Source organism: Herbidospora mongoliensis (genome assembly GCF_001570545.1).
Lineage (GTDB): Bacteria > Actinomycetota > Actinomycetes > Streptosporangiales > Streptosporangiaceae > Herbidospora > Herbidospora mongoliensis.
The window spans coordinates 37,851-51,194 of record NZ_BBXD01000015.1; the positions used below are offsets into that span (position 1 = coordinate 37,851).

15 protein-coding genes are annotated in these 13,344 nt (G+C 71.0%); 4 read left to right on the forward strand and 11 right to left on the reverse strand.

Translation table 11 applies throughout. The annotated features are described in order from the left end of the window. Window positions 1-109: 109 nt before the first annotated feature. Together secG and AW272_RS40765 are read left to right on the forward strand one after the other, a co-directional pair. Window positions 110-340 carry a preprotein translocase subunit SecG gene (gene secG, locus AW272_RS21410; protein ID WP_066368056.1) on the forward strand — a complete coding sequence of 77 codons (231 nt, stop codon included), beginning with the start codon at window positions 110-112 and terminating at the stop codon, window positions 338-340. 72 nt (window positions 341-412) lie between these two features. Beyond that, window positions 413-760 (forward strand): RNA polymerase-binding protein RbpA, encoded by a 348-nt coding sequence (locus AW272_RS40765; protein ID WP_083958548.1) that lies wholly within the window; start codon window positions 413-415, stop codon window positions 758-760. A 48-nt stretch (window positions 761-808) separates the two neighbouring features. On the opposite strand, the gene AW272_RS21415 is transcribed toward AW272_RS40765, so the two are convergent. Then, window positions 809-2,398: an amidohydrolase gene (locus AW272_RS21415; RefSeq protein WP_066368059.1), complete on the reverse strand. Its 1,590-nt coding sequence runs from the start codon at window positions 2,396-2,398 to the stop codon at window positions 809-811. Window position 2,399: 1 nt separating this feature from the next. Further along, complete coding sequence (locus AW272_RS21420; protein WP_066368062.1) at window positions 2,400-3,788, reverse strand: NAD(P)/FAD-dependent oxidoreductase; 1,389 nt, start codon at window positions 3,786-3,788, stop codon at window positions 2,400-2,402. A 187-nt stretch (window positions 3,789-3,975) separates the two neighbouring features. Between AW272_RS21420 and AW272_RS21425 the strand changes: the two genes are divergently transcribed. After that, window positions 3,976-5,007 carry a GNAT family N-acetyltransferase gene (locus tag AW272_RS21425; RefSeq protein WP_066368064.1) on the forward strand — a complete coding sequence of 344 codons (1,032 nt, stop codon included), beginning with the start codon at window positions 3,976-3,978 and terminating at the stop codon, window positions 5,005-5,007. 58 nt (window positions 5,008-5,065) lie between these two features. On the opposite strand, the gene AW272_RS45655 is transcribed toward AW272_RS21425, so the two are convergent. Both AW272_RS45655 and AW272_RS21435 read right to left on the reverse strand, forming a co-directional pair. Beyond that, complete coding sequence (locus tag AW272_RS45655; RefSeq protein ID WP_066368066.1) at window positions 5,066-5,686, reverse strand: Clp protease N-terminal domain-containing protein; 621 nt, start codon at window positions 5,684-5,686, stop codon at window positions 5,066-5,068. A 38-nt stretch (window positions 5,687-5,724) separates the two neighbouring features. Continuing rightward, the gene (locus AW272_RS21435) at window positions 5,725-6,231 is read right to left on the reverse strand and encodes a GNAT family N-acetyltransferase (protein ID WP_066368072.1); all 507 of its coding nucleotides are present in this window, start codon (window positions 6,229-6,231) and stop codon (window positions 5,725-5,727) included. 23 nt (window positions 6,232-6,254) lie between these two features. Between AW272_RS21435 and AW272_RS21440 the strand changes: the two genes are divergently transcribed. Next, complete coding sequence (locus AW272_RS21440) at window positions 6,255-6,989, forward strand: hypothetical protein (protein WP_066368073.1); 735 nt, start codon at window positions 6,255-6,257, stop codon at window positions 6,987-6,989. Here the strand turns inward: AW272_RS21440 and AW272_RS21445 are convergent. From AW272_RS21445 to zwf, 7 genes are all read right to left on the reverse strand, one after another. After that, a complete protein-coding gene (locus AW272_RS21445; protein ID WP_066368077.1) occupies window positions 6,976-7,932 on the reverse strand; it encodes a quinone oxidoreductase family protein in 957 nt (318 codons plus the stop codon). The two genes, AW272_RS21440 and AW272_RS21445, sit on opposite strands and share 14 nt — an antisense overlap. A 1-nt stretch (window position 7,933) precedes the next feature. After that, window positions 7,934-8,473 carry a carboxymuconolactone decarboxylase family protein gene (locus AW272_RS21450; protein WP_066368080.1) on the reverse strand — a complete coding sequence of 180 codons (540 nt, stop codon included), beginning with the start codon at window positions 8,471-8,473 and terminating at the stop codon, window positions 7,934-7,936. Continuing rightward, entirely contained in the window at window positions 8,470-8,961 is a 492-nt protein-coding gene (locus AW272_RS21455; protein WP_066368084.1) for a carboxymuconolactone decarboxylase family protein, read from the reverse strand. Before AW272_RS21455 ends, AW272_RS21450 begins: the two co-directional genes overlap by 4 nt. Then, entirely contained in the window at window positions 8,961-9,830 is an 870-nt protein-coding gene (locus AW272_RS21460; RefSeq protein WP_066368085.1) for a dioxygenase family protein, read from the reverse strand. Before AW272_RS21460 ends, AW272_RS21455 begins: the two co-directional genes overlap by 1 nt. A gap of 200 nt (window positions 9,831-10,030) precedes the next feature. Continuing rightward, window positions 10,031-10,759: a 6-phosphogluconolactonase gene (pgl, locus tag AW272_RS21465; protein WP_066368087.1), complete on the reverse strand. Its 729-nt coding sequence runs from the start codon at window positions 10,757-10,759 to the stop codon at window positions 10,031-10,033. A 62-nt stretch (window positions 10,760-10,821) separates the two neighbouring features. Then, a complete protein-coding gene (locus AW272_RS21470) occupies window positions 10,822-11,727 on the reverse strand; it encodes a glucose-6-phosphate dehydrogenase assembly protein OpcA (protein ID WP_066368089.1) in 906 nt (301 codons plus the stop codon). Then, entirely contained in the window at window positions 11,724-13,337 is a 1,614-nt protein-coding gene (gene zwf, locus AW272_RS21475) for a glucose-6-phosphate dehydrogenase (RefSeq protein ID WP_083958549.1), read from the reverse strand. Before zwf ends, AW272_RS21470 begins: the two co-directional genes overlap by 4 nt. Window positions 13,338-13,344: the final 7 nt, after the last annotated feature.

A 13,344-nucleotide genomic window follows, 5' to 3' on the forward strand; every position in this document is an offset into this window, starting at 1 on the left:
GTCGGCCTAGCTGGGTCATTATGGGGGTGCGACTTGACAACAGGTCGTACCCTCATAGAGCACGTTTGAATCGTCATGCCGCTCAGGCGCTATCCGGAAAAGGTCTGCCGTGACTATCGGAATCTCCATCGCCCTCATTCTTTCGAGCGGCCTCATGGTGCTGCTGGTGCTGCTTCACAAGGGCAAGGGCGGCGGTCTGACGGACATGTTCGGCGGCGGCTTCGCGTCGTCGTTCGGCGGCTCGTCCGTCGTTGAGCGCAACCTTGACCGCCTCACCGTCATCACCGGCGTCGTGTGGTTCGTCTGCATCATCGCGCTCGGACTACTGCTCAAGCCGTAGCAGCCCCGAGCGTCACATAGGGTTCAGTCTCTCCCCGTGTTCCCCGCGGGGCGATCGAGCGAGGAGTAATCCGTGGGTAGTGGCAACGCGATCCGTGGCAGTCGAGTCGGCGCAGGCCCGATGGGCGAGGCCGAGCGCGGCGAGGCGGCCCCCCGAGTGCGTGTCGCCTTCTGGTGCGCCAATCTTCACGAGACGCGTCCCAGTTTCGCCAGCGACGCGGCCGTCCCGGAGCACTGGGACTGCCCGCGCTGCGGTCTGCCCGCTGGTCAGGACCAGGCGAACCCGCCTGCTCCGCCGCGCAACGAGCCTTACAAGACCCACCTTGCCTACGTGAAGGAGCGCCGTAGCGACAAAGACGGCGCTCAGATTCTCGCGGAGGCACTGGAGCGGCTGCGAACCTCTTCGCGTCCGATCTACTAGTAGATCTCGGAAATGACCCGCCCTGGTTCAGGGCGGGTCATTTCTGTTTTATCCGAACACCTGGCGGCCGTCCACGAAGGTGGCCCGGACCTTGGTCAGGGCGATCTCCTCCGAAGAGTGGACGAAGGGGTCGCGGTCCAATACGACCAGGTCGGCCGGGCGGCCCGGTTCGATCACGCCCGCGGGTGAGTCGTTCAGCCAGGCGCTTCCCTCCGTGTACGCCGTCATGATCGTCCGCAGGTCGAGCGCCTGGCCCGGGAGGAACGGCTTCGACGTGTGCCCGGCGTGGTGGGAGCCGGGAGGTTCGACCCGGTTGACGGCGACGTGCATGCCTTCGAGGGGGTCGGCCGAGGAGACCGGCCAGTCGGAGCCCGCCGCGAGCCGGGCGCCCTGAGCGACCAGGTCGGCGAACGGATACTGCCAGCTCGACCGGGGTTCGCCCAGGTAGGGGAGGGTGAGCTCGTCCATCTGGGGGCTGTGGGCGGCCCACAGGGGCTGGAGGTTGGCGACCGCGCCCAGCGAGGCGAACCTGGGGACGTCGTCGGGGGTGATGATCTGCAGGTGGGCGATGTGGTGGCGGTTGGCGGGGTCGGTCCCGTCGAGGGAATCGAGCACCTCACGGACGGCGCGCTCGCCGATGGCGTGGAAGTGCACCTGGAACCCGAGCTGATCGAGTTCTCTGACATATGCGCGAAGCAGCGACGGCTCCACGTAGGAGAGGCCGGTGCCGCCGCAGCGGCAGTAGGGCTCGATGACCGCCGCGGTGAAGTTCTCGGCGATGCCGTCCTGCATGATCTTGACGGACGTGGCGCGGAACCGGTCGAGGCCCTCCGCCGCCGCGCGCCTGGCCACCAGCGACGGGATCTGCTCGGCGCCCCGGGTGCGGTCCCACCACAGCGCGGCGACCACCCGGGCCTGCAGCAGGCCCTTCCCGGCCACCGACAGATAGGTGGGCAGCTGGTCGTCGGAGCCCGCGTAGGAGCCGACGATCGCGTCCTGCCAGCCGGTGATGCCCAGCGAGAACAGGTGCTGCTGGGCGTCCAGCAGGGCCGCCTCCTGGTCCTGGGAGGTGGGGCGGGGGGTGAGCAGGCCGACCAGGTCCATCGCGCCCTCGTGCAGGACGCCGGTCGGGGTGCCGTCGGGGTCGCGTTCGATGCGGCCGTCGGCGGGGTCGGGGGTGTCCCGTGAGATTCCGGCCCGCTCCAGCGCCCTGGTGTTGACCCAGGCCGCGTGATGGTCGCGCTGGATCAGATAGGCCGGGCGGTCGAGGAAGTCCAGCTGCTCGCGGTGGGGGAGACCTCCGGGGAAGGCGGCCATGTCCCAGCCGCCGCCGTTGATCCATTCGCGGTCGGGGTGCGCGGCGGCGTAGGCGGCGATCTCGTGCAGGTAGGCGTCGAGGCCGTACACCTCCGACAGTTCGCACAGCGCCCGTTCGAGACCGGCCTGGACGGGGTGGACGTGGGAGTCGGTGAACCCGGGCGTCAGCAGGCCGCCGTCGAGATCGAACGGCTCCGCCTGGGAGTTTCTGATCTCGTCGAGAGGCCCGACGGCGGTGATGACGCCGTCGCGGACCAGCGCCGCCTCGGCGAAGCCGTCAGGGATGAAGACGCGGCCACCGTGGAACAGGGTCTCGGTCAATTCAGTGTCCTGTGATCTTGTCGGCGATTCTGGCCAGCACGGACGTTCGGGGCACGCCGCCGGCCTCCCGGGCGTCGGCGAGCCGGTAGAGACGGTACATCGCGTGCACCCCCGTCCAGCGCAGGGGCTCCGGCTCCCACTTGCGGACCTTCCGGCCCACCCACGGGAGGGCGGTCAGGTCGGTGCCGCGGTCGAGGACGAGGTCGCGCAGGGTCCGTCCGGCCAGGTTGGTCGCGGTGACTCCGTGGCCGGTGTAGCCGCCGGCCCAGCCGAGCCCGGTCGACGGGTCGAGCCCCACGGTCGCGCACCAGTCGCGCGGCACGCCCAGCACCCCCGACCAGGCGTGCGCGATCCTCGTCGACCGGGCGGCGGGGAAGAAGCCGAGCAGCAGCTGCCAGAGCGCGTCGACGGTCCAGCCGTGGGTGCGGCCCCGGTCGTCGACCTTGGAACCGTACAGATAGGGGCGTCCCCGGCCGCCGAAGGCGATGCGGTCGTCGGCGGTGCGCTGGGCGTACATGTAGTAGTGCGCGAAGTCGCCCAGGAGCTCGTGGCCCTGCCAGCCGACCTCGTCCCAGAAGCTCTGGGGGAGCGGCTCGGTCACGATCATGGAGCTGTTCATCGGCAGCCAGTCGCGGTGGTTGTCCTTCAGCGTCGCGGTGAACCCCTCGGTGCAGCGCAGCACCACGTCCGCGCGGACCGTGCCCCGCGCCGTCGTCACCCGGCCGGGCGCGATGCCCGTCACCTCGGTGCCCTCGTAGAGCTCGACCCCCAGGTCCTGTACGGCTCTCGCCAACCCCCTGGCCAGTTTCGCCGGCTGCACGCGGGCACAGTGGGGGCTCCAGGAGGCCGCCAGCGCCCCCTCGACCCGGATGTGTTCGTTGACCGGCACCACGGACACGTCCTTGGGACCCCAGCCCCAGGAGTGCTGCGCCTCGACCTCCTGCTCCAGCCGCAGCGCCTGGGCGGGGGTCCTGGCGACGTTGTAGACCCCGCCCTTCACGATGTCGGCGTCGATCCCCTCGGCCGCGCACACGGCGATGACCTCGTCAACGGAGGTGAACAGCTCCCGCTGGAACGCCCGCGCCGCGTCGGCGCCGTGGGTCTTGGCGTAGCGCTGCGGGCTCCCCGGGAGCAGCCCGGCCAGCCAGCCCCCGTTGCGGCCGGAGGCGCCGAACCCCGCGAACTCCTTCTCCAGGACGACCACGTGCAGCGACGGGTCGGCCTTGATCAGGTAGTACGCCGTCCACAGACCCGTGTAGCCGCCTCCGATGATCGCCACGTCGGCCCGCAGGTCGCCGCCGAGGCGGTGGGCGGGCTCGGGGACGCCGAGCCCCCGATACCAGTAGGAGACGTCACCGTTGGCGAAGGAATCGGAGAGCGGAGCGTTCATAGGGCAATCCTGCTCTATTCGTCATCGACGGCGCATCTCACGACGGAACGCGTCGTCCAAGGGCAGGTAAGCCGCCGACATGCGAAGACTTAACACGATTTGTCGTGACGAAACGGGTGGCATACCCGCAAGTAGCACCTGTGTAACAACGCTCAGCCAGGCTGAGGCTCAGCGGAGGGAGAACGACATGGGGTTTCTGCGGATCAGGACGACGGTCGACGAACGTCCCGGGAGGCTGGCGTCACTGGCGTCGGCGCTCGCGGCCAAGGGCGGCAACATCCTGGGCCTGTCCGTGCAACCCGACTCCGACGGCACGGTCGACGAGTTCATCGCCGACATCCCGGCCTCGGCCGACGACGTGCGCGCCGCTCTTGAGGCGGCCGGCGGCCGCCGCGTGAGGGTCGTCCCGGCGACCGCGCACGAACTGACCGACGAGCCCACCCGGGTGCTGCTGCTGGCCGCGCGGCTGCGGGCGATGCCGTGGCGGCTCCCGGAGATCCTCGGCGAACTGCTGCGCGCCGACGACGCCCGCTGGGTGTTCGGCGCGGTACGCGGTGAGCTGCCCGACCCGACGCTGCTGGTGGTGCCGGTGGCGTCCCGGCGGGCGATCCGGCTGCGGCGTACCGGCCTGCCCTTCACCCTGACCGAGGCGGCCCGCGCCGCCGCGCTGGTCCGGCTGGCCCAGCCGCCGACCGACCCGGTCTCGGCCGAACGCGCCCTGGCGCTGGGTGACGGGACCGAGGTCCAGATCAGGTCGCTGGCCCCGATCTACCGCGAAGCCGTCCGCGACCTGCACGAACGCTGCTCTCCCGAGACCCGCAGGTTCCGCTACTTCACCTCGTCGCCGAGCCTGCCGCCGCGCGTCTTCGACCGGCTCTGCGACCGGTCGAAGGGCCACTCGCTGGTGGCCGGGCACGACGGCCAGGTGGTCGCGCTGGCGAGTCTCACCTTCGGCGCCGAACCCGGCATCGCCGAGATGACCTTCCTGGTCGAGGACCGCTGGCAGGGCCGCGGCCTCGGCGCCGCCATGGCCCGGCTGCTGCTGGAGGAGGCCCGCGACCTGGGCCTGGCCGAAGTGAGAGCGACGTTGCTGTCGGACAACGCGCGCATGAGGAGTCTGCTGATCTCCCTCGGCGCCACGCTCGGCTACACCGAGGACCCCGGTGTGGTCGAAGCGAGGATCGCCGTGGGTGTGCTGGCGCAGGTCGTCCCGGCCTAGACCGCGTCACACGGAACATTCCGGTCCGGGGCGGCTCAGGGGCCCCGGACCGGAATGATCACTTTCCGGGGTCGGGCGGCGCGCCCATCGCGTCGAGCCGGCGGTGGAGGCTCTCCAGGCTCTCCAGGACCTGGTTGATCATCCGCCGGTCTTCGCCGTGGCGGCGCAGGGTGTTCCTGATGACCTGGTCGCCGGGCTCGGTCAGCCTGTCGAGGATCGACCGGTCCATCGCGCCCTGGGCCTGCATGCGCTCGTCGAGGGCGTCTTCCACGACCTCGGGCGCGACGCCGGTCTCGGTGAGCGCCTGGACCGCGACGCCCTGCCCTTCGCGGAGGGTGGCCAGCAGGATGTGCTCGGTGCCGATGTGCTTGTCGTGCCGTCGCATGGCCTCCTGGTGCGCCAGACCGAGGATCTTCTTGGCGCGCGGCGTGAAGGGGATGTGGCCGATCGCCTCCGAGGGCGGCTCCTTGGGCCCGCCGGTCATGCGGACGACGGCGGTCCGCACCTGGTCGATCTCGACCCGGCATTCGGCCATCGCCTGGGCGGCCAGTCCCTGACCCTCCCGGACGAGCCCCAGCAGGATGTGCTCGGTGCCGATCCACGTGTGGTGCAGCGCTCGGGCCTCCTCGTTCGCGAGGATGATCACTTGCCGGGCGCGGTCGGTGAAACGCTCGAACACGGGCGGCCTCCGTGTGAGAAGTGGGGGAACTGCCCCCACTATGCGCCGGAAACGGCGGGCGCGCGAAGCGTATAGACGTGAACGGGGCCGTGCTCGCCCTTGCGGGTTCTGGTGCGGATCATGCCCAGCTTCTCCGCGAGCCGCTGCGACGCGGTGTTGGCGGCGTCGGTCTCCGCCACGACCTCGGGAGCGCCTCTGATGGTGAAGGCGAAGTCGACGACCAGCCGGGCGGCCTCCAGGGCCAGCCCCTTCCCCTGCCACTTCGGATCTACGCTGTAAAGGAGCTCGGCCGCGTGATCGTCGGTGGTCCGCAGGCCGCACACACCGATCTCGTGCCCGTGGACGATCGCCCAGAGCCCGTAGCCGTGCGAGGCGAAGTCCTCCCCGCTGTCGCCGACGATCTCGGCCACCAGCTCCACGGTGACGAGTGCGTCGTCGAAGAGGTGCCGCCGCACGCTCGGCTCGTTCCAGTGGACCAGGAGCCAGGGAGCGTCGGGCGGCGCGATCGGCCGGAGCCTCAACCGGTCTCCGCGCAACTCGGTCATGCGGGCAAGGGTATGACTTCGACGTGAACCTTGATGAGGCTGCCCGGCAGCTTTACACACTGTCGCCTGGGGAGTTCACCGCCGCCAGGAACCGGCTGGTCAAGGAGACCGGCGACAAGGAGATCGGCAGGCTGCGCAAACCCACCGTCCTGGCGTGGGCGGTCAACCAGGTGGTCCGCTCCCACCCCGACGAGGTGGCCGAACTGCTGACGGTGGGGGAGGAGATGCGGGCCGCCTGGGCCACCGGCGACGGCGACGCCCTCGCGGCGCTGGCGCCCCGCCGGGCCGCCGCCGTGTCGAAGGTCTCCCGGCTGGCGCTGAAGGTCGCCTCGGGGAAGCTGGCGCCCGCCGAGCTGGAACAGACCCTCGACGCCGCCGTCATCGACGCCGACGCGGCCGCCCAGGTCCGCTCGGGCCGGCTGGCGGGGGCCCTGAGTTACAGCGGCTTCGTGCCCACCGCCGTCCCTCCTTCTTCTGTACGCCCTTCTTCCGCACGCAAGAAGCAGCCTCCGGCCGAATCCACCGAGCGGGCCGAAGCCGTGGCGGCCGCGCGGAAGCGCCACGCGGAGTGGGCCGGGCAACTGGGACCGGCCGTCGCCGAACGCGACGAGGCGATCGAGGCCGTGGCCGAGGCGGAGCGCGCGCTCACGGAGGCGCGGAAACGGGCCTCGGCGGCGGAGCGGCGCTACGAGGTGGTGAGACGGGAGGAGACCAAGGCCCGGCAGGCGCTCGACGCGGAACAGGCTAAGGGCGGATGACCACTCGCCCACGGGGCCTCCGCGCGACCGCCGCGTACGCGTCCCCGGCCTCCGGCAGGCTGAAGTCGCAGGCGATGCGCGGTGGCCGGAAGTCGCCCGCCTCCAGGTAGGGCGTGAACCGGGACAGCAGTTCGGCGCACCTGACCGCGTCGAGCCGACGGCTGTCGGAGCCCAGCATGCGCGCCTCCCGGTGGTAGAAGTCGATCAGATCGAGGGTGACGGTACGCGTCCCGATCGCGCTGATGACGACGAGCCGTCCCCGCCGGGCCAGTGAGTCGAGCGCGGCGGGCGTGGTGACGCCGCCGACCGCGTCGTACACCACGTCGGCCCCCGCGCCGCCGGTGAGCCGCCGCACCTCGGCGCCGGTGTCGTCGTCCAACGGCACGAAGTGGTCGACGGGGGCGTGGTCCGCCGGCGCCGTCCGGTCGACGCCGATGACCCTGGCTCCCCGGACCCTGGCGATCTGCGCCACCGCCGAGCCGACACCGCCGCCGACCCCGAACACCGCGATCGTCTCGCCCTTCTCCAGCAGGGCGGTCTCCACGGCGCCGAGCCAGCCGACCACGAAGGGCACCCCCAGGACCGCCGCCTCGGCGAAGCTGAGCCGCTCGGGCTTGCGGACCAACGCGGCGCTCGGCACGCCGACGAGCTCGGCGTGCGTGCCGTCGCGGCTGAACCCCACGTCGCCGCCGGTCCCGTAGACCTCGGCGCCGATCCAGTCGCGCGGGCCGCCCACGACCACCCCGGCGAAGTCCCGCCCGGGGATCCGGGGCAGCACGGTGCCCTCCATGTCGCCGGTGACGTTCTTCAGGTCCGACGGGTTGACCGAGGCCGCTTTGACGGCCACCAGGGCCTCACCGCCGCCGATGTCGGGATCGGTGACGTCGGCGAGGGTCAGGACCTCTTCCGGCGGCCCGAACCGGGTGAACCGGAGAGCGCGCATGTCACGACCCCTCCCGCGGCATGGAGATCCGGGCGTGGGCGTCGACGTCGACCTGGAGCGCGTTGAGCATCAGCGCCAGGCCGGCCCAGTGCGCGACGACCATCAGCAGTTCGACGGTGGCCTCGGTGCCCAGCGCCTGGTGGACCTGGTCGAAGACGTCGGCGTGGACGTGCCCGGTGTTGACCAGCTCCGTGGTCAGCCGCAGCGCGGCCAGTTCGACGTCGTCGAAGGTCGCCGACAGGCCGTCGGCCAGCGCCGCGAGCTCGGCGGTCGAGACGCCGGCCCGCTCGGCGACGCCGGTGTGCTGGGCGATCTCATACCGGCTGTCCATCAGGTGGGCGGTGCGCAGGATGACCAGCTCCCGCAGCCGCTCGGGCAGGACGCGGCTGGTGAGGTGCTCCCGCCCGGCGGCCATCCAGCCCGTGAAGACCCGGTCGGCGTTGGCCAGCGCGCGGTAGACGTTCAGCGCGCCGCGTTCGGCGGCCAGGGCGCGTGCCTCGCCGGAAAGGGTGTCGATGTCGCGGTAGGCGATCCTGGTCACGGCGCTCCCAATCGTGCGTGCTCGTCGACGTCCAGGTCGACGGCGTTGAGGATCAACGCCAGCCCGTAGTAGAGGTTCACCAGCAGCACCAGTTCGGTGACGGCCTCGGTGCCGAGCGCCGCGTGGGCCTTGTCGAAGGTGGCGTCCCGCACCTCGTGGGTGGTGCACAGTTCGTCCACGAGATCGAGCGCGGCCCTCTCGGTGGGGTCGGGGTCCTCGGTCGCCCCGGCCTGTCGGGCGGGGCCGAGATGCTGAGCGGTCTCGTACGCCGAACCCCGAAGTTCGGCGACCCGCAGGATGACCCTCTCCCGCAGGCGGGGCGGGAACGTCGGGCTGTCCAGGAACTGGTCGGTCATCCTGGCCCACCCGTCGCACACCGCCGGGGCGTTGGCGATCAGCCGGAACACGTTGAGCTCGCCACGGCGCGCCATGAACTCCCGGAACGGTTCCGGCGCGTGATCGACAGGGGCGAGCGGAAGGCGGGACATCAGCCCGGGCTCAGGGTGAAGGTCCAGCCGAGGGTCTGGAACGGCTCGTCGACCTGGGTGCCGTCGGGGGCGGTGCCCGGTTCGTGCTGGACGAAATCGGCAACCAGCGACCGCTTCGCCGCGAAGACGGCGTCCTGGTCCAGGTAGGGATCGTCACGCCGGAACAGCATGGTGATCAGTGGCTGGAAACCGTCGGCGTGCAGCCAGAAGTGGATGTGCTCGGGCCTCATCGGCGACCGCTCGGCGGCCCGGATGATCTCCCCGCACGGCCCGTCGGTCGGCACCGGGTAGTAGCGCGGCACGATCGACCGGTACCAGAACCGTCCGTCGTCGTCGGTGGTCATCAGCGCCCGCATGGCGAGCCGGCCGTGCAGCTTCTCCTCCTGCTGTACGTCGTAGTGACCGTCCCCGTCGCTGTGCCAGGTGTCCACCTTCACCCCGGACAGGGGCTCGCCGTCCTGGCCGACGACCCGGCCGGTGAAGAACAGCGGCATGCCCGGGACCCCGCCGGAGATGTCGGCGCCGTTGGGCGCGGTCGGGCGGCCTTCGACGTAGAAGGGGCCGAGGAGGGTGCTGTCGGTGGTGTGGGGCCCGTGGTGGTCGTTGATCAGGTCGACCAGGACGCTCAGCCCGAGGATGTCGGACAGCAGCACGTACTCATGGCGGGTGGCGGTGGTGATCTTGCCGACCCGCTCCAGGAAGTCCATCGCGGTGAACCACTCGTCGCCGGTGAGGCGTGTCTCCCGGGCGAAGTCGTGCAGGTGCCGCACCAGGTCGACGAACAACTCCCGGGTGCGGGCGTCGTGACAGCCCTCGAAGGTGCTCTGCACCTCCTTGGTGATCGTGTCCTCGGTCAGGTCGATCGACATGATCCCCTCCCTCCTCTTCGGACCTCTTCATCGACACTAACCCCAGGTCAGATCGGGTTTCTTGGCGGAGAGGGCCGCCGGGCAAAGGCCACGGCAACCTCGGGCGGGAGGGGATGCAACGGAGGCCGGACACCGTCAAGGCCGCGTCCGGGGCCGGCGCCGCCCCGGGAAATCCCGGATTTACCGGGGCGGCCCGATCGTCACTGTCCGGGGATCTCGGCGGCGGCGGCGCGGTCGAGGAGGAACAGGGTCTTCTCCACGCCCCGCGCGCCCGCCGCCGGGGCCGAGAGCTGGTCGCAGGTCAGCCCGAGGCGCACCGCCGCGGCCTTCTCCGCGCCGGACGCGATCACCCACACCTCCCGGGCGGCCTGGATCGCCGGGAAGGTCAGCGAGACGCGCGTGGGCGGCGGCTTGGGGGAGTCGTGGACGGCCACCGCCATCCGGTCGGACACCTGGAGGGCGGCGTGGCCGGGGAACAGCGATGCCACGTGAGAGTCGGGCCCCATGCCCAGCATCAGCACGTCGAACTCCGGGGCCGACCCCAGGTTCGCGGCGTACCGCTCGGCGGCCTCCTCAGGCGTCAGGCCGGAGTCGGAGGCGGCCATGGGGTGAACCCGCTTGGGGTCGAGGTCGACGGCGTCCAGGAGGGCCTCACGGGCCTGCTTCTCGTTGCGGTCGGGGGAGCCGGCGGGGACGAACCGCTCGTCGCCCCACCAGACGTCCAGCGACCGCCAGTCGACCGCGTCGCGGGCCGGGGAGGCGGCCACGGCGGCCAGGGTGGCGATCCCGACGGTCCCGCCGGTCAGCACCACCGACGCGGTTCCACGTTCGGCCTGGACGTCGACCAGCCGGGTGATCAACCGAGCCGCCACGGCCTGGGCCAGCACGCCCGGATCCCGGTGCACCAGAACAGTGGGGACTGCGCTCACGACGTACCTCCGTAAAAGAGAAACCGCCCGTCTCCCGAAGGGGAGACGGGCGGTTGACGATCTTACTTACCGGCGAGATGCTTCAGCGCGCTCGCGTAGACCTCATCGGGGTCAAGACGCCGCAGCTCCTCCGAGAGCAGCTCCGATTCGGTCCGCCGCGCCAGCGCGACGTTCCGGTCGGGCTGTCCCGGTCGCGACAGGGTCGCGAGGCGGGCGTCGCCGCGGGACAGGGAGAGCTCCCCGCCCTTGGCCAGCGACAGCCGCACGGCGGTGATCCCCGGGCCCTGCGACTCGCCGACGACGACGTCGGTCTTGAGCCGGTCGGACAGCCACGACGCCAGCAGGTAGGCGCTGGGATGCCCGGCCGTGGCCTCGACGACGCCGCCGGTGACGGGCCCCAGCGGCTGGTCGAACGCCGCGGCCAGGAGTGAGCGCCACGAGGTCAGGCGGGTCCAGGCCAGGTCGGTGTCGCCGGGAACGTAGCCGTTCCACCGCGACGCGATCGCCTTGGCGCTGTCGATGGCGGTGCGGGCGTCGACGATCCGCCGGGTGGCCAGATGACCGACCGGGTCCTTGGCCGGGATGGCGGGCCCGTCGGCCGGCCACCAGACCACGACCGGGGTGTCGGTCAGCAGCAGCGGGCTGAGCACCGATTCGGCGTGCTGGGTCAGCTCGCCGTAGAGGCGCAGGATGACGACCTCGCCGGGCGACGACTCGCCGACGCGCAGTTCCGCGTCGAGACGGTCGGCCTCCCTGGCGTCGCGCCTGACCACCACGAGGATCCGCGACGGGTGCTCCCGCGCGGCGTCGGTCGCGGCGCGGACGGCGTCGTACTGGCCCGCCTCGTCGGAGACCACCACCAGCGTGAGCACCATCCCTATGGCGGGGGCGCCCATCTGGTGGCGGAGCTTCGTCAGCCCGGAGCTGATCTTCGACGCGGTGGTCGCGGTCAGGTTGAAGCTGGTCACAGCCGCCTCCAGACACGTCCGTCACGGGCCAGCATCTCGTCGGCGCCCGCGGGGCCCCAGGTGCCGGCCGGGTAGCCCTCGGGGTGGCCGTGGGTGGCCCAGTATTCCTCGATCGGGTCGAGGATCTCCCAGGACAGCTCCACCTCCCGCTGGTGCGGGAACAGCGGCGGGTCGCCGATCAGGACGTCCAGCAGCAGCCGCTCGTAGGCCTCGGGGCTGCTCTCCATGAACGACTCGCCGTAGGCGAAGTCCATGGACACGTCGCGGACCTCCATGGCCGTGCCGGGGACCTTCGAGCCGAACCGCACCGTGATGCCCTCGTCGGGCTGGACGCGGATGACCAGGGCGTTCTGGCCAAGGATCTCGGTGTCGTCCTTGCTGAACGGCAGGTGCGGCGCCCGCTGGAACACCACGGCGACCTCGGTCACCCGGCGGCCCAGGCGCTTGCCCGCGCGCAGGTAGAACGGCACCCCGGCCCAGCGGCGGTTGGCCACTTCGAGCTTGATGGCGGCGTAGGTGTCGGTCAGCGAGTCGGACGGGATGCCGTCTTCCTCCAGGTAGCCGATGACCTTGTCGCCGCCCTGCCAGCCAGCGGTGTACTGACCGCGGATCGCGCCGGTGGACAGGTCGTCGGGCAGCCGGACCGCCTTCAGCACCTTCTCCTTCTCGCGGCGCAGCGAGTTGGCGTCGAAGGACGTCGGGTCCTCCATCGCGACCAGCGCCAGGAGCTGGAGCAGGTGGTTCTGGATGACGTCACGGGCCGCGCCGATGCCGTCGTAGTAGCCCGCCCGGGACCCGATGCCGATGTCTTCCGCCATCGTGATCTGGACGTGGTCGACGAAGCTGCGGTTCCAGATGGGCTCGTAGAGGTTGTTGGCGAAGCGCAGCGCCAGGATGTTCTGGACCGTCTCCTTGCCCAGGTAGTGGTCGATCCGGAAGACCGAGCTCTCCGGGAAGACCGCGCTGGTGATGCGGTTCAGGTCCTGGGCGCTCTCCAGGTCGTGGCCGAACGGCTTCTCGATCACCACGCGGCGCCACGACCCGTCGGGGTGCTGCGCCAGGCCCGTGCGCTTGAGCTGCTCGACGACCGTCGGGAAGTACTTCGGCGGGACCGACAGGTAGAAGGCGTAGTTGCCGCCCGTGCCCCGGGTCTCGTCGATCTCCTTCAGCATCATCGCCAGGCAGTCGAACGCGCCGTCGTCGTGGAACTCACCCGGGCAGAAGTGGATGCCCTCGGAGATCTGCTTCCAGACCTCTTCCCGGAACGGGGTCCGGGCGTGCTCCTTGACCGCCTCGTAGGTGACGTTGGCGAAGTCCTCATGCGCCCAGTCGCGGCGGGCGAACCCGACCAGCGAGAAACCGGGCGGCAGCAGGCCGCGGTTGCCCAGGTCGTAGATGGCCGGCAGCAGCTTGCGCTTGGCCAGGTCGCCCGTGACGCCGAACAGCACCAGGACGCACGGCCCCGCGACGCGCGGCAGCCGCTTGTCACGTGGGTCGCGCAGCGGGTTCTCGGCGATGGTCTCATCGGTGACCGCGACCGTCGCGACGGACGCGGTGGCCACTTGAGTCTCCTCCGCGAGTGCGGAGGCGTCCTCCTGATGCTCAGTCATGCGGCGC